The organism is Wenyingzhuangia sp. IMCC45574, from assembly GCF_054182685.1.
Genome location: NZ_CM135169.1, coordinates 814,943 through 836,096 on the forward strand (window position 1 = coordinate 814,943; position 21,154 = coordinate 836,096).

General features: G+C 33.0%; 25 protein-coding genes. 14 read left to right on the forward strand and 11 right to left on the reverse strand.

The window, feature by feature from the left end; genetic code table 11:
* Positions 1–73 precede the first annotated feature (73 nt).
* The gene (gene porX / locus ACXHHC_RS03545; protein ID WP_458228277.1) at positions 74–1,624 is read left to right on the forward strand and encodes a T9SS response regulator signal transducer PorX; all 1,551 of its coding nucleotides are present in this window, start codon (positions 74–76) and stop codon (positions 1,622–1,624) included.
* Position 1,625: 1 nt separating this feature from the next.
* A complete protein-coding gene (locus ACXHHC_RS03550) occupies positions 1,626–2,114 on the forward strand; it encodes an acyl-CoA thioesterase (RefSeq protein WP_458228278.1) in 489 nt (162 codons plus the stop codon).
* On the opposite strand, the gene ACXHHC_RS03555 is transcribed toward ACXHHC_RS03550, so the two are convergent.
* The 11 genes from ACXHHC_RS03555 to hisG all read right to left on the reverse strand — a co-directional run bounded on the left by ACXHHC_RS03555 (position 2,098) and on the right by hisG (position 11,216).
* Entirely contained in the window at positions 2,098–2,754 is a 657-nt protein-coding gene (locus ACXHHC_RS03555) for a protein-L-isoaspartate(D-aspartate) O-methyltransferase (RefSeq protein ID WP_458228279.1), read from the reverse strand. The two genes, ACXHHC_RS03550 and ACXHHC_RS03555, sit on opposite strands and share 17 nt — an antisense overlap.
* Before the next feature lie 81 nt (positions 2,755–2,835).
* On the reverse strand, positions 2,836–3,429 hold the full coding sequence (hisIE, locus tag ACXHHC_RS03560) for a bifunctional phosphoribosyl-AMP cyclohydrolase/phosphoribosyl-ATP diphosphatase HisIE (RefSeq protein ID WP_458228280.1): 594 nt from the start codon (positions 3,427–3,429) through the stop codon (positions 2,836–2,838).
* Positions 3,430–3,510: 81 nt separating this feature from the next.
* Positions 3,511–4,266: an imidazole glycerol phosphate synthase subunit HisF gene (gene hisF / locus ACXHHC_RS03565; RefSeq protein ID WP_458228281.1), complete on the reverse strand. Its 756-nt coding sequence runs from the start codon at positions 4,264–4,266 to the stop codon at positions 3,511–3,513.
* A 103-nt stretch (positions 4,267–4,369) separates the two neighbouring features.
* Entirely contained in the window at positions 4,370–5,098 is a 729-nt protein-coding gene (gene hisA, locus ACXHHC_RS03570; protein ID WP_458228282.1) for a 1-(5-phosphoribosyl)-5-[(5-phosphoribosylamino)methylideneamino]imidazole-4-carboxamide isomerase, read from the reverse strand.
* Between the two features lie 90 nt (positions 5,099–5,188).
* The gene (locus ACXHHC_RS03575) at positions 5,189–5,539 is read right to left on the reverse strand and encodes a four helix bundle protein (RefSeq protein ID WP_458228283.1); all 351 of its coding nucleotides are present in this window, start codon (positions 5,537–5,539) and stop codon (positions 5,189–5,191) included.
* Positions 5,540–5,578: 39 nt separating this feature from the next.
* A complete protein-coding gene (hisH, locus tag ACXHHC_RS03580; protein WP_458228284.1) occupies positions 5,579–6,160 on the reverse strand; it encodes an imidazole glycerol phosphate synthase subunit HisH in 582 nt (193 codons plus the stop codon).
* 76 nt (positions 6,161–6,236) lie between these two features.
* The gene (gene hisB, locus ACXHHC_RS03585) at positions 6,237–7,376 is read right to left on the reverse strand and encodes a bifunctional histidinol-phosphatase/imidazoleglycerol-phosphate dehydratase HisB (protein ID WP_458228285.1); all 1,140 of its coding nucleotides are present in this window, start codon (positions 7,374–7,376) and stop codon (positions 6,237–6,239) included.
* Between the two features lie 85 nt (positions 7,377–7,461).
* Positions 7,462–8,502, reverse strand: a complete 1,041-nt coding sequence (hisC, locus tag ACXHHC_RS03590; RefSeq protein ID WP_458228286.1) for a histidinol-phosphate transaminase — start codon at positions 8,500–8,502, stop codon at positions 7,462–7,464.
* Positions 8,503–8,589: 87 nt separating this feature from the next.
* Positions 8,590–8,865, reverse strand: coding sequence for a SemiSWEET family transporter (locus tag ACXHHC_RS03595; protein ID WP_458228287.1), 276 nt, complete (start codon positions 8,863–8,865; stop codon positions 8,590–8,592).
* A gap of 127 nt (positions 8,866–8,992) precedes the next feature.
* Positions 8,993–10,285 (reverse strand): histidinol dehydrogenase, encoded by a 1,293-nt coding sequence (hisD, locus tag ACXHHC_RS03600; RefSeq protein ID WP_458228288.1) that lies wholly within the window; start codon positions 10,283–10,285, stop codon positions 8,993–8,995.
* A gap of 73 nt (positions 10,286–10,358) precedes the next feature.
* Complete coding sequence (gene hisG / locus ACXHHC_RS03605) at positions 10,359–11,216, reverse strand: ATP phosphoribosyltransferase (protein WP_458228289.1); 858 nt, start codon at positions 11,214–11,216, stop codon at positions 10,359–10,361.
* A gap of 299 nt (positions 11,217–11,515) precedes the next feature.
* On the opposite strand from hisG, the gene rimK reads away from it, so the two are divergent.
* The 12 genes from rimK to ACXHHC_RS03665 all read left to right on the forward strand — a co-directional run bounded on the left by rimK (position 11,516) and on the right by ACXHHC_RS03665 (position 20,932).
* A complete protein-coding gene (gene rimK / locus ACXHHC_RS03610) occupies positions 11,516–12,892 on the forward strand; it encodes a 30S ribosomal protein S6--L-glutamate ligase (RefSeq protein WP_458228290.1) in 1,377 nt (458 codons plus the stop codon).
* A 142-nt stretch (positions 12,893–13,034) separates the two neighbouring features.
* Positions 13,035–13,466 (forward strand): hypothetical protein, encoded by a 432-nt coding sequence (locus ACXHHC_RS03615; protein ID WP_458228291.1) that lies wholly within the window; start codon positions 13,035–13,037, stop codon positions 13,464–13,466.
* A 1-nt stretch (position 13,467) separates the two neighbouring features.
* Positions 13,468–13,677 carry a hypothetical protein gene (locus ACXHHC_RS03620; protein WP_458228292.1) on the forward strand — a complete coding sequence of 70 codons (210 nt, stop codon included), beginning with the start codon at positions 13,468–13,470 and terminating at the stop codon, positions 13,675–13,677.
* A gap of 419 nt (positions 13,678–14,096) precedes the next feature.
* On the forward strand, positions 14,097–14,603 hold the full coding sequence (locus ACXHHC_RS03625; RefSeq protein WP_458228293.1) for a PspC domain-containing protein: 507 nt from the start codon (positions 14,097–14,099) through the stop codon (positions 14,601–14,603).
* Positions 14,604–14,802: 199 nt separating this feature from the next.
* Entirely contained in the window at positions 14,803–15,534 is a 732-nt protein-coding gene (locus ACXHHC_RS03630) for a DUF4304 domain-containing protein (protein ID WP_458228294.1), read from the forward strand.
* A 131-nt stretch (positions 15,535–15,665) separates the two neighbouring features.
* Positions 15,666–16,493 carry a hypothetical protein gene (locus tag ACXHHC_RS03635; RefSeq protein ID WP_458228295.1) on the forward strand — a complete coding sequence of 276 codons (828 nt, stop codon included), beginning with the start codon at positions 15,666–15,668 and terminating at the stop codon, positions 16,491–16,493.
* A 136-nt stretch (positions 16,494–16,629) separates the two neighbouring features.
* Positions 16,630–17,250, forward strand: coding sequence for a hypothetical protein (locus ACXHHC_RS03640; RefSeq protein ID WP_458228296.1), 621 nt, complete (start codon positions 16,630–16,632; stop codon positions 17,248–17,250).
* 241 nt (positions 17,251–17,491) lie between these two features.
* A complete protein-coding gene (locus ACXHHC_RS03645) occupies positions 17,492–18,445 on the forward strand; it encodes a 2OG-Fe(II) oxygenase (protein ID WP_458228297.1) in 954 nt (317 codons plus the stop codon).
* 173 nt (positions 18,446–18,618) lie between these two features.
* Entirely contained in the window at positions 18,619–19,509 is an 891-nt protein-coding gene (locus ACXHHC_RS03650) for a hypothetical protein (protein WP_458228298.1), read from the forward strand.
* 76 nt (positions 19,510–19,585) lie between these two features.
* The gene (locus ACXHHC_RS03655; RefSeq protein ID WP_458228299.1) at positions 19,586–19,963 is read left to right on the forward strand and encodes a hypothetical protein; all 378 of its coding nucleotides are present in this window, start codon (positions 19,586–19,588) and stop codon (positions 19,961–19,963) included.
* Between the two features lie 34 nt (positions 19,964–19,997).
* Positions 19,998–20,477, forward strand: a complete 480-nt coding sequence (locus tag ACXHHC_RS03660; protein WP_458228300.1) for a DinB family protein — start codon at positions 19,998–20,000, stop codon at positions 20,475–20,477.
* A 68-nt stretch (positions 20,478–20,545) separates the two neighbouring features.
* Complete coding sequence (locus tag ACXHHC_RS03665) at positions 20,546–20,932, forward strand: hypothetical protein (protein WP_458228301.1); 387 nt, start codon at positions 20,546–20,548, stop codon at positions 20,930–20,932.
* The last annotated feature ends 222 nt before the right edge of the window (positions 20,933–21,154 follow it).

A 21,154-nucleotide genomic window follows, 5' to 3' on the forward strand; every position in this document is an offset into this window, starting at 1 on the left:
TATATTTTTAAGGTAACACAAATATAAAAATCTAATTGCTTAATATACAGTAATTGCTAGATTCTTACACTTTATGAAACATATAGAAATTCTTTGGGTTGACGACGAAATTAACCTGCTTAAACCACACATAATTTTCCTTGAAAAAAAGAACTATAAAGTAACTCCTTGCAGCAACGGTGCAGATGCTATAGACTTGGTACAGGAACACAATTTTGATGTGATCTTTTTAGACGAAAATATGCCAGGGCTTAGTGGTTTGGAAACTCTAACAGAGATTAAAAACTTAGTTTCTAATGTTCCTATTATTATGATTACCAAAAGTGAAGAGGAATATTTAATGGAAGAAGCCATTGGTTCTAAAATTGCAGATTATCTAATTAAGCCTGTAAACCCAAATCAAATATTATTGAGTTTAAAAAAGAATTTAGATCACAGTCGTTTGGTTAACGAGAGAGCAACTATAAACTACCAACAAGAATTTAGAAACATCTCTATGGAGTTAGCCTCTGTAAATTCTTACGAAGAATGGATAGATATCTACAAAAAACTAATCCGCTGGGAGTTAGAGTTAGAAAACATAGACAACTCTGGACTTTTAGAAATCCTAAAAAGCCAAAAACAAGAGGCCAATCAAATTTTCTTTAAGTTCATTAAAAAGAATTATCAAGACTGGTTTTACGACAAAGAAGCTCCAATCTTATCACATCAATTATTTAAAGAAGTTATTTTACCTGAAGTAGAAAACAACGACAAAACATTGGTTATAGTCGTTGACAACTTAAGGTACGATCAATATTACATGATAGAAAAGAACATTAATAACTACTATAAAAAAGAAACCGAAACTCCATTTTACAGTATTTTACCTACCGCTACGCATTATGCAAGAAATGCTATTTTTTCTGGAATGACTCCTTTAGAAATGTCTCAAAAACACAAAGATATTTGGAAAAATGAAAATGATGAAGGTGGTAAAAACATGCACGAAGAGGAGTTTTTAAAAAGACAATTACAAAAACTTAGAAAAGACCTTCCTTTCTCTTACCATAAAATTGGGAATCAGAAAGCGGGTAAAGAGTTGTTGCAAAACTACAAGCAGATAAAAGACAATAAATTTAACGTGGTAGTTTATAATTTTATAGACATTTTATCCCATGCCAAAACAGACACCAAAGTAATAAAAGAGTTAGCTTCTAACGATAAATCTTACAGAGATTTAACAGAGACTTGGTTCTTAAATTCTACCATGTTAGAGTTGATTAAAAAGGCACAGAGAGACAATATTAAATTAATTATAACTACAGACCACGGTACTACTAACTGTACTAAATACACACAAGTAATAGGAACCAAAGCAATGGCTTCTAACTTAAGATACAAAACAGGTAGAAGTATTACCTATCAAGAAAAAGATGTGTATGCAGAACACGATCCAAAGAGTATTTTTTTACCACAGGAGAATATTAACAGCTCTTTTATCTTTGCAAAAGACAACCTCTTCTTTGTGTACCCTAACAATCAAAACCATTATACGCATTACTACAAAGACACCTACCAACACGGTGGAGTTTCTTTAGAAGAAATGATTATTCCTTGTGTAACTTTTAGCCCAAAAAACTAAGATGGAAAAACCTAAAATTTTAACAAGCAGCACCAAAATAAGATTTCAGGATTGCGATCCTTTTAACCATTTAAACAACGGTCGTTATATCGATTATTTCATCAATCAACGTGAGGACCAAGTACTAAATGCTTACGGAATTGATATTTTTAAAATGATTCGTGAAGAAAAAATTGGTTGGGTGGTTTCTAGTACGCAAATTGCCTATATCCTCCCTGTTTTTACCATGGAAGAAATTGCTTTTGAGTCTCAGACTATTGAATTCTCTAAAAAGCATTTAAAAGTAGAAATGCGCATGTTTAACAAGCAAAAGAACCAACTAAAATCTATTGCTTGGATGACTTTTGTACATGTAGACATTAAAAAAGGCACAACCATTCAACACAGCCCAGACTTAATGAAGCTATTTAATGAAATTGTTTTACCCCTAGATGAAAAATCGTTTGATGAACGTGAGTTAAAAATTAGAACACTTAAGAAAACTTCTTAAGGTTTTTATCTTTTAACATAGGAACAAAGGCACACTCTTCTATAATCTGCTTATCAAACTCTTTGGCAGATTTACGTGTAATAAGTGTCATCATTTGCTGTTCGTTCCCCACAGGAATTACCATTCTACCTCCTACTTTTAACTGAGCTAATAATGCTCTTGGAATTTCAGGTGCTCCACAAGTAACAATAATCTTATCAAAAGGGGCAAATTCTGGCAGTCCTTTGTAACCATCACCAAAATAAGCGTACTTAGGCCTATAACCTAACAGCGGTAATAACTTAGACGTTTTTTTATACAGTTCCTGCTGTCTCTCTATAGTATAGACTTGAGCCCCTAAGTATACCAATACACTTGTCTGATATCCGGAACCTGTACCTATTTCCAATACCTTTTCTCCTTTTTGAATCTCTAATAACTGAGACTGAAATCCTACCGTATAAGGTTGAGAGATGGTTTGCTCAGCAGCAATAGGAAACGCTACATCCTGGTATGCATACTCCTCAAAACTAGCATCCATGTACAAATGTCTTGGAATTTCTTTTATAGCGTTCAATACATTGGCATCTGTTACTCCTTTTGTTTCTAAATGGGCTGCCAAATGCTTTCTAAGTCCTTGATGTTTAAATGTGTCTTTCATAATGCGATTCCTCACAAATATAAAAAACAAAAAGCCCCAGAAAACTTATTTTCTAGGGCTCCTATTAAAATTTATAAACAATTACTTCTGACGTTTTCTCAATTCAGCTGTAATGTCTTTTAAAGTAAATCCTTTTGCCTGTAATAACATTAAGTAATGGAACAACAAATCTCCTGCTTCGTATAAAAACAACTCGTCGTTATTATCCATAGCTTCAATAACCGTTTCTACAGCCTCTTCTCCTACTTTCTGCGCTACTTTGTTAATTCCTTTTGCAAACAAACTAGCTACATACGATTTTTGAACATCTTTGTTTTTTACTCGTTCTGCAATTACATTTTCTAACGTAGTTAAAAAACCAAAATTCTCTGTATTCTCCTCTGCCCAACATGTACCAGTACCTTTATGACAAGTAGGTCCCATAGGCTTTGTTTGGATTAACAAAGTATCTTTATCACAATCATTTTTAATAGACACCAACTCTAAAAAGTTTCCACTCTCTTCACCTTTTGTCCACAAACGCTGCTTAGAACGACTAAAAAAGGTAACCTTATTAACCGCCAATGTTTTATCAAAAGCTTCTTGATTCATATATCCTAGCATTAACACATTCTTTGTCTCTGCATCTTGTATAATTGCTGGTACTAAACCATTCTCATCAAATTTTATTTCCATTTTTTTAGTATTGAGTACTGAGTATCTAGTATTAAGTAATTTTGCTTTGTCCTTAGTACTTTCTACTAGCTACTATTAAAATTATATCCTAACGGGAATTCCTTCCTTTTTTAATTCTTGCTTTAAATCTGGTATCTCAATTTCTTGAAAGTGAAATACACTTGCTGCTAAAGCTGCATCAGATTTTCCATGCTTAAAGGTATCTATAAAATGCTGCACATTTCCTGCACCACCACTCGCAATAATTGGAATATTTAACTCTTCGGACAATCTAGCCAAAGCCTCATTCGCAAATCCATCTTTAGTTCCATCGTTGTTCATAGAGGTAAATAAGATCTCTCCCGCTCCACGTTGCTCTACTTCTTTTGCCCAATCGAATAAATTTAACTCCGTTGGCACTTTACCTCCTACTAAGTGTACAATCCATTCACCATCTATCTTTTTAGCATCTATAGCGACTACCACACACTGGCTTCCAAATTTCTGAGCCAATTCGTTTACCAACTCTGGTCTTTTTACTGCAGATGAGTTTATAGAAACTTTATCTGCTCCATTTTGCAATAAAATATCCACATCAGAAACAGATGATATTCCTCCTCCTACAGTAAATGGAATATTTACCTGAGCAGCTACATCGCGAACCAAGTTTACCAAAGTTCTTCTACGTTCTTCTGTTGCAGAAATGTCTAAAAACACCAATTCGTCTGCTCCTGTATTCGCATATTTCTTTGCCAACTCTACAGGATCTCCTGCATCTCGTAAATCTACAAAGTTGACTCCTTTTACTGTTCTTCCATTTTTAATGTCCAAACAAGGAACGATTCTTTTAGTAAGCATTTCATGCTAGTATTTAGTATTCAGTACTGAGTACAAAGTTAAACTTTGACTACAGACATCGTACAATTAATAATTTTCTTTACTTAATACTTTGTACTTATTACTAACTACTCTGTATTATATACTCTTCTAATTGTTTTAAGCTAATCTTGTTCTCGTAGATTGCTTTTCCAACAATGGTACCTTCACATCCTAGTGCTGCTAATTTAGGCAACTCTTCAAACGTAGAAATACCGCCACTTGCAATTAATTTTACATTAGAACACTCTTTTAAAATCTTTTCGTACAAATCAAAAGAAGGACCTTGCAACATTCCGTCTTTGGCAATATCCGTACAAATTACATACTGTACACCTTCTGTTTGATATCCTTGTATAAAAGGGATTAAATCTTCATCCGATTCTTCTAACCACCCACTAACTGCAATTTTCTCGTTGTTAGCATCGGCTCCTAGAATAATTTTATCTGCTCCAAATTTACCAATCCAACTTTTAAAAGTAGTAGCATCTTTAACAGCAATACTTCCTCCTGTAATTTGGTTGGCACCAGATTCAAATGCAATTCTTAAATCATCATCTGTTTTTAAACCTCCTCCAAAATCAATTTTTAAAGATGTTTTGGTTGCAATCTCTTCTAAAACCTTATGGTTTACAATATGTTTAGATTTTGCACCATCTAAATCTACCAAGTGTAAATGTTCAATTCCGTGTGCCTCAAACTGCTTGGCAATCTCTAACGGATTTTCGTTGTATACTTTCTTAGTATCGTAATCTCCTTTTGATAATCGAACACATTGTCCGTCTATAATATCTATGGCTGGTATAATTCTCATTTTATTAAATAGTATTAAGTACTGAGTACAAAGTATTAAGTCTTCTCTTCAGCACACTTTGAATTAGAGAACTGAACGGAGTATTAAGTTTTAGCTTAAACTCTTCTGAAGTGCATAATTCATCTTCTTTATTTCAGCACACAAATTTAAAATTTCTTCTACTTCTTTTCCTTTTATAAATCCTAATCTAATGGTTAACAAAATTTGAGTTTCTAATTCACTAGTAGATCCGTTAGCAATACTCAAAAAATGTATAAATTCTTTCTTAGAATTTCTCCCTGCTCCCTCTGATATATTTGAAGGAATGGAAACACTACACCTTTTAATTTGAGCAATAAGTCCAAATTTTTCATTATCTGGCAATAACTTCATCAGTAGATATACTTTTTCTAATAACTCCATTGATTTATTCCAAATTTTTAAATTTTGATACTTATTCATAAACTCAGTACTTTATACTTTGTACTAACTACTCTAAAATTACATATTGAGAAAGTTATTCAAAATCTTTTCCCCATCCTTACTACTCTTCTCTGGGTGGAACTGCAATCCGTAAAAATTATCTTTTTGCAAAGCAGTAGAATATTGTACTCCGTATTCTGTAGTTGCAATCGTTTCTTTTACTAGTGGAGCATAGTAACTGTGTACTAAATACATATAGGCTCCTTCTTGTACATCGTTAAAGATTTTAGATCCCAATCCTGTAATTTGATTCCATCCTATTTGCGGCACTTTTACAATGTTCTCAAAACGAATCACATCTACATTAAAAATCCCTAATCCTTGGGTATTTCCTTCTTCGGTAGATTTACACATTAATTGCATTCCCAAACAAATTCCTAGTACAGGTTGTGTTAAGGTCGGAATTAAGGCATCCAATCCAGTATCGCGTAACATTTTCATGGCACTACTAGCCTCTCCCACTCCTGGAAAAATTACTTTATCTGCCGTTTTTATGGTTTCTACGTCGTTGGTTAATAACGCTTCGTACCCCAATCGCTCTATGGCAAATCGGATAGACTGTATATTTCCGGCTCCGTAGTTTATAATTGCTATTTTCATCTTAAATTGCTTTAGGCTCTAAGCTTTAGGCAATAGGCTAGCATAAAGCCTACAGCATGTAGCTTATAGCAGTCTGCTAAAGCAGACCTTTTGTACTTGGTAAAAACATTTTATTTGCATCACGCTTTACAGCCATTTTCATAGCTTTTGCAAAGGCTTTAAAAATTCCTTCTATCTTATGATGCTCGTTATCTCCTTCTGCTTTTATGTTTAAATTACATTTTGCTCCGTCTGTAAACGACTTAAATAAATGTAAAAACATTTCAGTTGGCATGTCTCCAATCATTTCACGTTTAAAATCTGCTTCCCAAACCAACCAAGGTCTTCCTCCAAAGTCAACAGCTGCTTGTGCCAAGCAATCGTCCATTGGCAAACAGAATCCGTAACGTTCTATTCCTAATTTATTACCTAATGCTTTGTGGAACAACTCCCCTAAAGCAATCATGGTATCTTCTATGGTATGATGCTCATCTACTTCTAAATCTCCATCTACCTTTACTGTTAAATCCATTGCTCCATGACGACCAATTTGATCTAACATGTGGTCAAAGAATTTAACTCCTGTATCTATATTATTTTTACCAGAACCGTCTAAGTTTAATTGAATGTAAATCTTAGTTTCGTTGGTGTTTCTCGTAATTTCAGACACTCTATCTTCTAACCTTAAAAACTCATAAATAGCTTTCCAGTCTGTAGAAGTTAACGCAATACAATCGTGAATGGCTTTTTGGTCAGCTTCTGTTTCATCTGCTCCTAATGTAGGATCTTCTGACAAAAAGATTCCTTTGGCTCCAAGATTTTTAGCCAACTCCATATCGGTAATTCTATCACCTAATACAAAAGAGTTTTCTAAATCGTACTTTTCCTTGTCAAAATACTCCGTTAACAAGCCTGTTCTAGGTTTTCTTGTTGGAGCATTTTCATGTGGAAAAGTTTTATCTATATGAACTGCTGCAAATTCAACACCTTCATTTTTAAAAGCTTCGATTACTTTGTTCTGAGCAGGCCAAAACGTATCCTCTGGAAAAGAATCTGTTCCTAACCCATCTTGGTTGGTTACCATCACCAACTCATAATCTAACTCCTCCGCTATTCTTGATAAATAACGGAATACCTTAGGATAAAACTCTAACTTTTCTAAGCTATCTAATTGATAATCTACAGGAGGTTCTATACATAACGTTCCGTCTCTGTCTATAAATAGTACTTTCTTCATATTCTATTTGCTTTAGGCTGTAGGCTTTAAGCTTTAGGCCTTTCTATAACATATTATTTAAAGCATATTGCCTATGGCATATAGCTTACAGCGAAAGCATAGCTTTTACTAACGCTTTATTCTCCGCTCTTGTTCCTACTGTCAATCGCAATGTGTTTTCGCACAACAACTGGGTAGTTCTATTTCTAATTACAATTCCTTTCTCTATCAATTGATCGTAACGCTTGTTCGCATTATCTACCTTTACCAATAAAAAATTCGCATCGCTTGGATAGATTTTTTCTACATAAGAAACTTGTTGCAAATGCTCCTCTAACGCATCTCTTTCTTCTAAAATTGCTTCAATCTCCTCTTGCACATCATCGTAAGCCAATAAACGTTCTAAAGCTTTTTGTTGCGTTAATTCGTTTACATTGTATGGAGGCTTAATTTTATTTAACACAGCAATCAACTCTTTAGATGCATAACACACTCCTAAACGAATTCCTGCCATTCCATATGCCTTAGACAAAGTCTGACTTACCATTAAATTTGGATATTTTTCCAAACGAGTTACCCAACTAGGCTCCGAAGCAAAATCGATATAAGCCTCGTCTATCAATACCAAACCATTAAAACTCTCTACCAATGTTTTAACATGAGCATAGTCGAATAAGTTTCCTGATGGGTTGTTAGGAGAACATAAAAACAAAATTTTAGTATGCTCGTCAACCGCTTCTAAAATAGCCGGTACATTGGGCTGAAAGTTAGTTGTTAATGGCACTTCTACAATTTCTACATTGTTTAAATCTGCAGAAACCTTATACATTCCATACGAAGGTGGCAATGTGATAATTTTATCTTGTTTAGGCTCACAAAAAGCTCTAAAAATCAAATCAATCACCTCATCAGAACCATTCCCCAATAATATATTTTCTTGTGCAACACCTTTGATTTTAGCCAATTCTGATTTGACTGTTTTTTGCAAAGGATCTGGATAACGATTTACTCCATTCTCAAACGGATTCTCGTTCGCATCTAAGAAAACCATATCATCTGTAGCTCCTGTAAACTCATCTCTTGCAGAAGAGTAAGCTTTCATTTTAGCTACATTTTCTCTTATTATATTGTTTAAATCAAAACTCATTTCTTTTACCGTATGGGTATCTGGTATTAAGTATCAGGTATTGTTACATAAGGTTTTAATACTTGCTACCTACTACTAGACACTATATTATATAAATATAACAGCTGTTGTTATTACCCCTAAAACGAAGGCTACGGCATTTGGTATCAACAAGAAATAATCTTTACGACCATATCCATACAATACCCAAATAAATCCGTTTAACGCTGTAAACAAAGGCTGTATTACTATTTTACTCTCACCTTTTAGGTTAGAAATTAGTACTTCTATTAATGAAACAAACATGATGATTGCTAAAGGTGTACCTATATAACCTAATGTTTTCTGATGTTCCTCTAAATAAACCTGTATCTTGTTTGACATTATATTTTAGTATTGAGTAGTTAGTACTGTGTATTAAGTTAGCACCACTACTTTATCTCATTCTAATATTTCCTAATATAAAGCACTAAGTTAGCACTGTTACGTTCATCTCTGTACTTAATACTAATTACTCTATGCTCTTAAGACTTTCCAATCTCAACGTTACTGCATTTTTATGTGCATCTAAGCCTTCTGCTGCTGCCATTAACTCTATTGCAGGTCCAATGCTTTGGATTCCCTCTGCAGATATTTTCTGATAGGTAATTTTCTTGGTGAACGCATCTAAATTTACCCCACTGTACATTCTTGCATATCCATTGGTTGGTAAGGTATGATTGGTTCCCGAAGCATAATCTCCGGCACTTTCTGGAGTTAAAGGTCCAATAAATACAGATCCTGCGTTGATGATATTGTCTATATAAATAGCCTCATCCACTACATTTAAAATTAAATGCTCTGGTGCATATTCATTAATCAACTCGTTCTGAGCTGCAATTTCTTCTATTAAAATAGCACTTGAATTTTCAATCGCTTCAATAGCAATATCTCTTCTTGGCAGCTCGTCTAATTGCTTTTCTAATTCTACTTGTACCTCGTCAATTAATTTTTGTGATTCTGTCACCAAAATTACCTGACTGTCTGCTCCGTGCTCTGCTTGCGATAATAAATCAGCTACCACAAAACTTGCATCTGCATGCTTGTCTGCCACTACCATTACCTCGCTTGGTCCGGCAGGCATATCAATTGCCAACCCTTGACTTAATGCGTATTGCTTGGCCGCAGTTACATACTGGTTTCCTGGTCCAAAAATCTTGTACACATTGGGTACTGTTTCGGTTCCGTAGGTCATTGCAGCAATGGCCTGAATTCCTCCTAATTTGTATATTTCTGTAACACCAACCAACTGAGCGGCAAATAAAATTGCGGGATGAATACTTCCATCTTTAGCAGGTGGTGTACACAGTACAATTTTAGAAGACCCTGCAATTTTTGCGGGTACTCCTAACATTAAAATGGTAGAAAACAAAGGTGCAGACCCACCCGGAATATACAAACCAACTCTTTCAATCGGTTTCATTTCTTGCCAACAGTCTACTCCATTCATGGTAGAAATTACTTTCTTCTCTATTTTTTGAGAAGCGTGAAATTTTTCTACATTTTCCTTTGCTAATACAATTGCCTCCTTTAAATCTTCATCTACCAAAGAAATTGCTTTTTCTATTTCTCCTTCAGAAACTTTTAAATCAGACAAAACTACTCCATCAAACTTTTCTGTAAATGCCTTTAAAGCCTGATCTTTCTTTTCTTTAACTTCATCAAAAACACCTTTAACAGTAGCCCCTAAAGTATCTGCTTCTTTAGCAGGTCTTTTGGTAATTTCTGCCCAAGTGCTCTTTGCTGGATTTATGTATGTTTTCATTTTTTTGGCTTTAAGCTATACGCTATATGCATTAGGCACGCTTATGGCCTATTGCTTATGGCTTACAGCAATATTAAAGAACCATCTTCTCTATCTCGGTTGTTAAGATTCCTTCTGCTCCTAACGCTTTTAATTCATCAATAATATCCCAAAATTTGTTTTTAGGAATTACGGTATGTATAGAACTCCATCCTTCTTGTGCCAATGGTAAAACCGTTGGAGATTTCATTCCCGGAATTACTTTAATAATATCCGCTACTTTATCATTCGGTGCGTTTAACAACACATATCTGTTGGCACGTCCTTTTAAAATAGACTGAATTCTAAACTGTAAGGTATCTAACAAAGATTGCTTGTCTGCATCTAATGATGGAGAGCTTGTTAACACCGCTTCTGACCAAAACATTACTTCTGCCTCTTTTAATCCGTTGGCAAACAAAGTACCACCAGAACTTACAATGTCACAAATACCGTCTGCCAATCCAATGTTTGGAGCTATTTCTACAGATCCTGCAATTTTATGATACGATGCTTTAATACCTTTTTCTGTTAAATACTTTTCTAAAGTATTTGTGTAAGTAGTTGCAATACGCTTTCCCTGAAAATATTCAATCCCAGTATATTCCACTCCTTTAGGCACTGCTAAAGAAACCTTACACTTAGAAAACCCTAAACGCTCTACAATTGGTAAATCCTCTCCTTTTTCTATTAAAGTGTTTTCACCTAAAATAGCTATATCTACCACTCCATCGCGTAAATACTGAGGAATATCGCCATTTCTTAAATAAAAAACCTCCAAAGGAAAGTTTCTTGCTGTTGCTTTTAACTGTGCGTTACGATGATCAATAGCAATTCCACATTCTTTTAATAATTTTAAAGAATCCTCGTTTAATCTTCCAGATTTTTGAATGGCAATTTTTAATGTGCTCATTGTGTATTTAGTTTGATAAATTTTAAAATAAAAAACCCGCTTGAGATAGCTCAAACGGGTTTGAAATATATGTTTTACATTACAACATAATCCTTCCAACTCGCTTAAGCGCAGTACTGGATATGGTGATGATGTAATTTTATTGTGTTCATACTTCAAATTTCCTTGCGCAAATATAAGAATTCAATACGATTAAAAAAGCATTTGAAATAAAGAAAATTTCAGTAGTTAAAAATTAATCTTTTTCTAACATTGATATTCTTAAAAATCGTAAAATTGAAGATAAAATATTACACAAAATGGAATCATTAAAAATCGCAGGAAACAAAGAATGGTGTCAGTTTAAACAATTAGGAATACCTGCTATTAGAGCCAGAGTAGATTCTGGTGCCAAAACCTCGTCTATACAAGCTAACAATATAAGTACCTACAAAAAAAACAAAGAAAACTGGGTTCGTTTTGAAGTACAGCCACTAAACGAAAACCGAAGCATTTCTATTGAATGTGAAGCTAAAATTATTGGAACTAGAATTATTAAAAGTTCTACCGGAGTACCAGAAAAACGCTATGTAATTTCTTCTTCTGTTACCATGGATGGAGAAACTTGGGATATTGAATTGACCTTGGCGGATAGAAATTCTATGGAATTTAAAATGCTACTGGGTAGAGAGGCCATGGAAAACCGTATGTTGGTAAACCCAGCCAAGGAATTTTTGTTTGGAGCCATTTCTGACGAAGAAATTGAAACCAAATACGAGCCTTTTATCTTAAAAAAATCTGGATTAAAAATTGCGGTACTCGCAAGCAATCCAGAATTATACTCTAACAAACGTTTGATGGAAGCAGGTCGTTTAAGAGGACACGAAATGGTCTTTTTAAATGTACAGCAATGCTACATGAAACTAGATACAGAGACTCCAGAAATTCGTTACCGTGGAGGAAATGTGCTGAATGATTTTGATGCGGTAATTCCTAGAATTAAGACCAGCATGACCTTTTACGGTTGTGCCCTGCTAAGAACTTTTAAATCTTTAAATGTTTTTTGTTTAAACGAAGCAGAGTCTATTAGTTCTTCTAGAGACAAACTATATTCTTCTCAATTGTTTTCTAAAAACGGCATACAAATTCCTACTACAGGTTTTGCAAAATCGCCATTAGACACCAAAGATTTAATTAATATGGTTGGCGGAGCTCCTTTAATTATTAAGCTTTTAGAGAGTACACAAGGAAAAGGAGTGGTTTTGGCAGAGACTAGCAAAGCAGCCGAGTCTGTTATTAATGCTTTTAAGAGTTTAAATGCCAATATTTTGGTACAAGAGTTTATTAGAGAGGCCAACGGAAAAGACTTGCGTTGTTTTGTGGTAGACGGAAAAGTAGTAGCTGCGATTGAAAGAACGGCTGCCAAAGGAGAGTTTAGATCTAACCTACACCAAGGAGGTTCTGCTTCTATTGTTAAAATTACTCCAGAGGAGAAAAAACTAGCCATAAAATCTGCTAAAATATTAAACCTACCTGTAGCCGGAGTAGATCTAATCCGTTCTAACAAAGGACCTTTGCTGCTAGAAGTTAACTCTTCTCCGGGATTAGAAGGAATTGAAACAGCCACTGGTAAAGATGTGGCTGGTAGTATTATTATGGCTATAGAGAAACGTTTAAAATACAGTAGCTCTAATTGATAAAAATCAATATATTTATATTCCAATAACCATAACTAAAAGTCGCGGTTATCACCACGATTAAGGGGGATAACCACAGGTTTTTAGCAGATATAACAAGTTGTGTGTAATTTATTAAGCAACCTAACTAAAAACAAACTGAATGGGAATATTTGAGAATCTATTTGGAAGTAAAAAACTAAAAACGACTGACTCTGATTTTGGAGAAATTGAGAGTTTTAGTACGAGAGGAAATGATGTTGGTTGGCAAGTGAATAAAAGATTTTTGAATTGTGATATTGAAATTTTAATCGCAGGAAATAAAGATGGAATATCTGAAAACCAAAAGCGGATTTTACTCAATGCGCTGAATAACGAAACGGAAATACAATCTGAATCGGAAAAAGCACTTAAAGAACAATTTGAAAATGCAGAAATGGAATTCATGTCGATTGAAAAACACTTTGAACTGAAAGGAATATCAGTACGTGATGAAGGATTTGAAATGGCGTTCCAAGAAAAAGAAGGACAAAACTACTTTTTCAATGTTCATTTTGAGAATAATAAACAAGTTGGTGTTTCAATAGATGGGTAATTTGGACGTAAAACATTATTTAGGAATTTATACAATCCGAATGCAAATGCAAGACGAAGGAATTACCAATCCTTCTGACGACATAAAATTATTAACTAAAACTATCGTGGAGAAATTATCTCAATTACCTCTTACCGAAAAAATTGAATTAGAGAATGGGAAAATGACCGATTCAAAAGGGAACGTAATTGTTATTTTTCCAAGAAATTGAACGAATAAAAACTACACACAACAATGGTAACCGTTGCACAAGTCCCAAAAAACAAGAAAACAACTACACTATAGAGCCCTTTTAAGGGCTTTGTGTTTTTTAACTAGTTACTAAAAACTAATTTCTACAAGGCCTTAGGCAAACTAAAAACAAGTTTGGAGACAACATAAATGTAAAAAAAGAAGCTGCCAAGGCTTTGGCTTTACTTTGGGCTCTTTTTTCTATAAATTTCAGGTATTTCTTTACACTATAAGCCCCCATTAATTCAACCTCGTACTCTCACGAAACTTCGGGAGAGCACCAGAAAAGAGATCAATTTTGGGCTTTGTTTTAACATTCAGTTCACTACCTTTAAACTAGGTTGGTCACGGCTGCTAAAATTCAAACTTATTAAACCCATTGCACTTAATACTCACTAAATGAATAACCCCAAAAAAAATCATAAGACAGTAACATATAACAATCAATCTGATATTGACTTAAAACTAAAAAAGAACAATCCTACTAAAAAATTATATAGAAGTACTAATGACAGTATTTTCGGAGGAGTTTGCTCTGGTTTAGCTGATTATTTTGGTAAATCTGTAATTATTATTCGTTTTGTTTTTTTCATCTTTTCCTTATTTCTCTTAATTGGATTAATTATGTATGTGGGACTATGGATTGGAATGTCAAATAAAAAAAAAATGAACTCTGAATTAAATATTGATTCTAATCCGAATAAATTCAATTCTATTTTGAAATTTTTTAAAAACCTTCTTTTGCTAATCATATTTATAACCCTAGGTTTTTCCATTGGTTTTGCTGCAGGAGGGTTATTAGGTTCAATAGGCAATGGAGGAGCTTCTAATTTTAGTGGTGCTGTAATAGGAACGATTCTTGGAGTTATTATTTGGATAAATATTGTTAGTAAAAAAAAGAACTAGTATAACACCTACAACCATTGTACAAGTCCGCCAAAAGCACAAAAACAACTATACCATAGCCCATTTTTAAGGGCTTTGTTCCCAACATTAAGTTCACTACATTTAAACTAAGTTGGTCACGGCCGATAGTTTCGCTGCTACTCTACCAAAAATCCAATTTATTAAACACGTTGGCTGTAATTACAAACCTAAATTCTAAATGAAATTATTTGATCTAAAAAAAATATTTAATAAATCTAAATTCAATGAAATGGATGATTTATCAAAAGAAGAAGGTCGAGTAGTTTTTAAAAAAATAATTTCTGAAATACATAAAGAATTAAAGCAGTATGGTTTTAAAAAACAAAGTCCGAACACAAGTTATAGAATTGTAAATAATGTTTATCAATCATTTTATTTCCAAAAAAGTCAATATGGTAATTCGTTTACAATAAATACATGTATCAGACCAATATCTTGGCATAGACCTGAAAGCTATTATTTATTATCATCGCGAAGAGTTGGTGACCATGAGTCTAACCGAGATAAATGGTATAAAATAAACTCAAATTATATTGAAAACTGTATAACTATAGCTGAAACAATAAAAGAAAAAGTCATACCTGTATTTGAAAAATTAAATTCAACTCTACAAATAACTGAAAATGAAGATTTCATTAAGAATAACAAAATTTATGATTTGAGTGTTGAGTTAAGTAGCGTAATCGAGGAAAATCTAACTGAAAGAAGTTTAAAGTTACTCAATGTGAAAATTCAAGAACTAAACGAAATCAAATCTATTGAATGGGCGAAAAAGGATTTAGCATATTTTGAAAAAATTAGAAACTTGATTTTGTCTAAAGAATGGAAAAGTGTGAACGAAATTTTAGAGAAAAATAAGTTAGATTTTTTTGAAATAAATAAGAAAGTAAAAACTACAGCCAATAAATAATAAGTTCGATTATCGGCTTTGTTCCTAACATTCAGTTCACTACTTTTAAACTAAATTGGTCATGGCCGATAGTTTCGCTGCTACTCTACCAAAAATCCAATTTATTAAACACGTTGGGGTTAATTAAAATCATGAGATATAAATTTATCACTTTAGGACTTTCTATACTATTTTGGACTCATTTAACAGCTCAAAAAAATGAATCATTTAATACTAATATTCATGATAGTTACAATATAATATTTGGAGTCCCTTTAAAAATCACTAAAAATTATACTTTTTACAACAAGAATAATACTGAGTATCAAAAATCAATTATTACTTATTCTAAAAAATTAGATACAATTTCTGAAAAGAGATATAAAAATGGTGAATTTAACGCGGAGTTAGTATTCATTTATAATAAAAACAGAAATTTAATTTACAGGTCTTTTAAAAATAAAAACTCAATATCTGGATGGAGATATAAATCTACAAAGTATAAATATGATAATACTGGAAGAATTGAGACCAGAACCATGGACCAAAACAGGAATTTAATTGATTTAGAAATTATCGAAAATGACTCATTAAAGAACAAAACTTTATCAAAATTATATAACTCTAAAAATCAGCTTGTAGGCTATGAAACTACAGACTACTTTTATACCGAAAACAAGAAAGTTTGGAAAGTTTACAATGGAACTGGCAAAATGATAAATCAATCAACTACCCAAATAATAAAAAACAAAATTTCCGAAAAATCTATTACTAATAAATATAATGACTTTGGAGATTGCATACTTTATCCCAGAAATTGGAATGAAAATGATAACGTTTTCTATCAAGTAGAATATAAATATGATAAATTAGGAAATTGGGTAGAAAAAAAGACCTTCACATTGAACAAAATAAACGGAGAATTAAAAAACAGAAAAATCTATAAAAAGTTCAAAAGAAAGATAAAATATAGGAAATAAACTAACCCCACCACAGGTGCCTGTTGCACAAGGTTTTAATTTGTAAAGTTAAATATGAAGTTTTATCTTTATATATGCAAGGCCATAAGACATATCATATAAAAAAGAACAGAGTGAACGAAAACTATAAGAATTAATGAAAAAAAGAATATTAATTTCAGCAGTGTGTTTTTGCTTTATAAATGTTTTTAGCCAAAATCAGAAAGATCAGGTTACCAATAAAGAGACTATTCTCGATAGTCAGAAAACAACTAGTTACTTTGTAGGTTACGGATTAGGTGAAATGGCATTTAATAAATTCCAAAACTTTAGCGGAGAAATTGGAATAAGGTTTAAAAACCAACATATACTAAGATTCGTTTATAATAATATAAAAGCCACAGAAGAACATTTATCCAGTAACTTTGCTAACGCAGTTGATGGAAATAATGTACGTGGTTTGATTAAAAGCTATGACTTGATTTACAACATTCCCATTGTAAAGGGATTTAGTTTAGGTGCTCTTGGAGGTTATGCAAATGATTATTACGAACACACAAGACTAAACGAATCCGTTGAAAATTTTTCACCTACTCTTGGTTTTAGTCTTGGCTATAGAGCAACTACTCTCTTTAAAATAAAAGGGCTTTACTCTTATTTTGAAATTCCATTTAGATTCTACCTTAATCCGCTAGAAGAAACTAAACTAGGCAACGCTACTGTTACCCGACATTTTTTTGTAAATAATATTTGGTTCTTTATAGGTATTGAATTCTAATGGAACAAAATATATCTGGTACTGTGGCTTTGAAAGTTTTACATTCCTAGTTTTCACGCAGATTAAAATCATATCGGTTTGATGGTGAAACACCCTAAAATCTCTCCCATACCCCTTTACCTACACGACCCCTAACCAAAAACATCGTTTTTTACCAAAATTCACTTTTTTCTTACCAAAACAAAGGCTCTCTTTCGGTATACCTTTACACTATAATTAAAACCGAAAAAAAACAGAAAAAATGGAAAATAATAATTCACTTACACAAGCAAGAGCACTTACGTTACCATCACGTAAAGAAATGTTACAAAGACACCCATCTGTTACAAAATTCTGGAACGATAACAGAAAGTTATTAGAAGAAGCATGGGCAGAATGGGAAATAGAAAACAAGGATACTTTACTAGTTCCAGACGAAACTTTATTAGATCCTCGTTTAAGACAAGCCATTAACGATGCATGGGAAAACCCAGAGAAAGAAAATGCTGTAGCAGATTTATGGAAAGAAGTAATCCCAGGTGTTTATACCATACAGTTTTTTGATGTTGAGCGTTTGGCAGATTTCCGTAATTATTTAGAAGCAGTAGCGAATTCACAAATTCCTGCACGTCCTCCATATGGAATCCAATTAAACCGTCATGGTTTTATGATTGACGAACGCTCAGAAGGGTATTTAGCAGCTCCTAATTTTCAGGCATTCTATAACGACATCATGAATCGTTACATGAGACCAATTGCTCGTTTGTTATTAGGAACGTACGGATACGACAACCAGACATTTGGTTTTTCTATTCAGTACAACCCAGATAAAGACAAAGATTTAAAACCACATACAGATGCTTCTGCTGCTACCTTAAACATCAACATCAATTTACCCGATGAGAAATTTACAGGTTCTCAGGTAGATTTTTATGACAAAGACTCAGGAAAAACGGTACAGACTGTTTTTGAACCAGGTAAAGCAATGATTCATAGTGGTACGGTTCCACACGCTACACACCCTATTACTAGCGGTCAACGTAGCAATTTAGTTGTTTGGTTGTACGGAGATCGTATGCAAGTACCTAGAGGAGGAAATAGTAGCTATGGTAATTTTGGTGGTTCAGCATCTACCGAGGATGCTCCAGAAACAATTACAGCTCGTCAACGTTGGAGTTTGCCAGAGGGAGCTAAAGATGAGTTTGCTCCGTTCTAAAAATAATTTTATACACCAATCCTAACCTGTTTTTGTAAATAATTCCAGACTTACAAAAACAGGTTGTTTTTTTATTAGTACTTCCTTTTCTTTAACATTAAAACACTCATCCGTTTACGCTTTTTTCTTTTCATAGACTTTCCTATTTTTATAGAAAACCCGTTTGCTACTAAATGAAAAATAAACTACTAAAATTTATCTTTATACTCCTAATTTGTACACAAATAGTCTCACTTATTGTATTGGCCTTGGATGAAAGTCATCAATTAACAGAAAACATAGCATACCGATTTCAATATTTGGTAATAGCTTATTTTTTGATTCCAGCATTTATAGTTTCTGGAATCATTGAGTTTACCATAGTTTATTCATTACTAAAAAAAGCTCCAACCTTCCTCTTTCTGAAAATCATTATTGTAGTTGGCTTAAGTATTTTAGTTTCCAAAGATGGAACAATTGATGAGCAAAATCTTAGTATTTATATCATATGCTTTGAATCTTTTTCAATTATAATCCTATTATATATATTTTTCAGGGTGCTTAATCCGATAAAAATAAAAACATTCACTTTTGCCACATCACTAGTACTCATGATAAATAGCTGTGGAATACCACCTAGTGAGGGTTCTATTGAATATATGAATGAACCATTTTTAACCATATTCGAACAATCCGCATACACACCTACTAATGATATTATCTATCAATTCTATCATGAATATGGTTTTACAGATAAAGTAATTCACCTAAACACGATTATACAACACGATTCTATCATTAAACTAAAACATTCTCTTCCTTTTCAAAAAACTATACTTAGACAATTTTCAAAAATAGATGATGAGAAATATTTAAATGACACCCCTATAAATCTAGAGTGGATATACACTCCCTTTTCAGACATCTCTATTTGTGCTAAAAGCTATAAAAAAGAAAACTCGGACTTTATAGTGAATCACGTTAAAGGTAGTTATGAAATTGAGAAAAAAAATAACTTTACAATACTCAAAGTTTTTGATAATGAAACAAAACGAGAGTTTATAGAAGCTATTCAGACGTATTAGTACTTTATCCAACTAAAACCCCCTTGATAAAATGTTTCAACAAATAACACGAATTCTTACAATATTCATTTGCTTTATGTCTATAGCTCAAACCAGTCCTCTTAAGGTGAATCCGCAAACAAATTCAGCACCAAAAACAAACAATAACCAAACAGAAAATCAGTTAGTTGGTAAATGGTATTATGCTTCTAGAGACAGTGATAAAAAATCGAAAACTCAAAATCTAGTAGAAGGAAAATTTCTACAATTAGAAGCTAATCATCATTTTAACTCAGATGCTTTTACCCACCTAAAAGATGGTAACTGGAGTTTTAACCTAAAAACACAAATACTTTCTCTTAAGACTCAAAAGCATAGTTCTAATTGGTTGGTAAAAAAAGTAAATGAATTTGGTATGATATTAATTCATGCTGAATCCAATGAGAAATGGACTTTTTTTGCTGCTGATGAATAAATTCCCAGATTGTAAACGTTAAAATCTCAAAAAAATGACCAAAGAAATAGAAACACTACTACAAGCTCTTAACGAAACACCAAGAATTCTAAAAGAACTTATTTCAGAAATTGAACCAGAGCTTTATAAAAAAGAAATCGTAAAAGGAAAATGGTCTATACACGAAAACGCAACTCATGTAGCTGTTGGAGATATCTATGGTTTTCAAAAGCGTTTACACGATTTTAAAGAACTGGAACAACCTGTTTTTAAACCTTTATCCGGAGAAAGTTTTCCTAAAACGTTTTTTATAGATCTTGACTTAGAAAAAACTATAGCAGACTTCTTTACTATCAGACAACAAACCATAGAACTAGCAAAGGAATTCAACCCAAAAGATTGGCATAAAAAAGCCATTCACCCAGAATACAAAACCTACACTCCCTACATTATGCTAAGGCATTTACTAATGCACGATCACAGTCACTTGTACAAAATAGAAGACATGGGCTTTGGAATTGGGCATGTAAAATAAGTTAAGAAGAAGCGTATTTTTTTTCCACCATTAACCATCCTTTCTAAACCCGCTTATTAATAAAAATCATGAATTTAGACAAACGAAAAATTTTAACGCCTAACAGTGGTTACGAGAGACAAGTAGAATTGTTACGTTTTTTTGAAGGTAACATAGCACTAACACAAGAAGAACGTGACATCTTAAATAAATGCCCAACCGAATCTTATGAAGAGATAGGCCTAATTGGTTGTATTCTAAAAGAAAACTCTTTTATTAACTATGCTAGGCTGCTAATTGCAAGTTTGCATCAATATAATTTTGACCTGGTTGATCGCGCAACAGCCATATTAAACCGTTCGGATAAAGAAATTAAACTTTTAACGGAACAGCTATCTGTAAGGTTTCTGCAAAAATCTAAAGAGCTCTCAGCATACGAAAACAAAGTTTATTCTATCCTTTTTGAGATGTTGTAAGACCTAGAAAAAAAAGAACCTTTTTACATTCTTACAAATTAACACCTACTCTTTTTTATTGTTTTTATCAGATCTATTATTGTGGTTTCACAATAGTTATGCACTATACTAAAATAGCTAAAGTTACTTCCCTCCTTACCTCTTTCTTGATGTTTTATGTATATTTACTATGTGTTACACCTTTTTTAATATCGTATTTTCGTAACCAATTAACAATCAAAC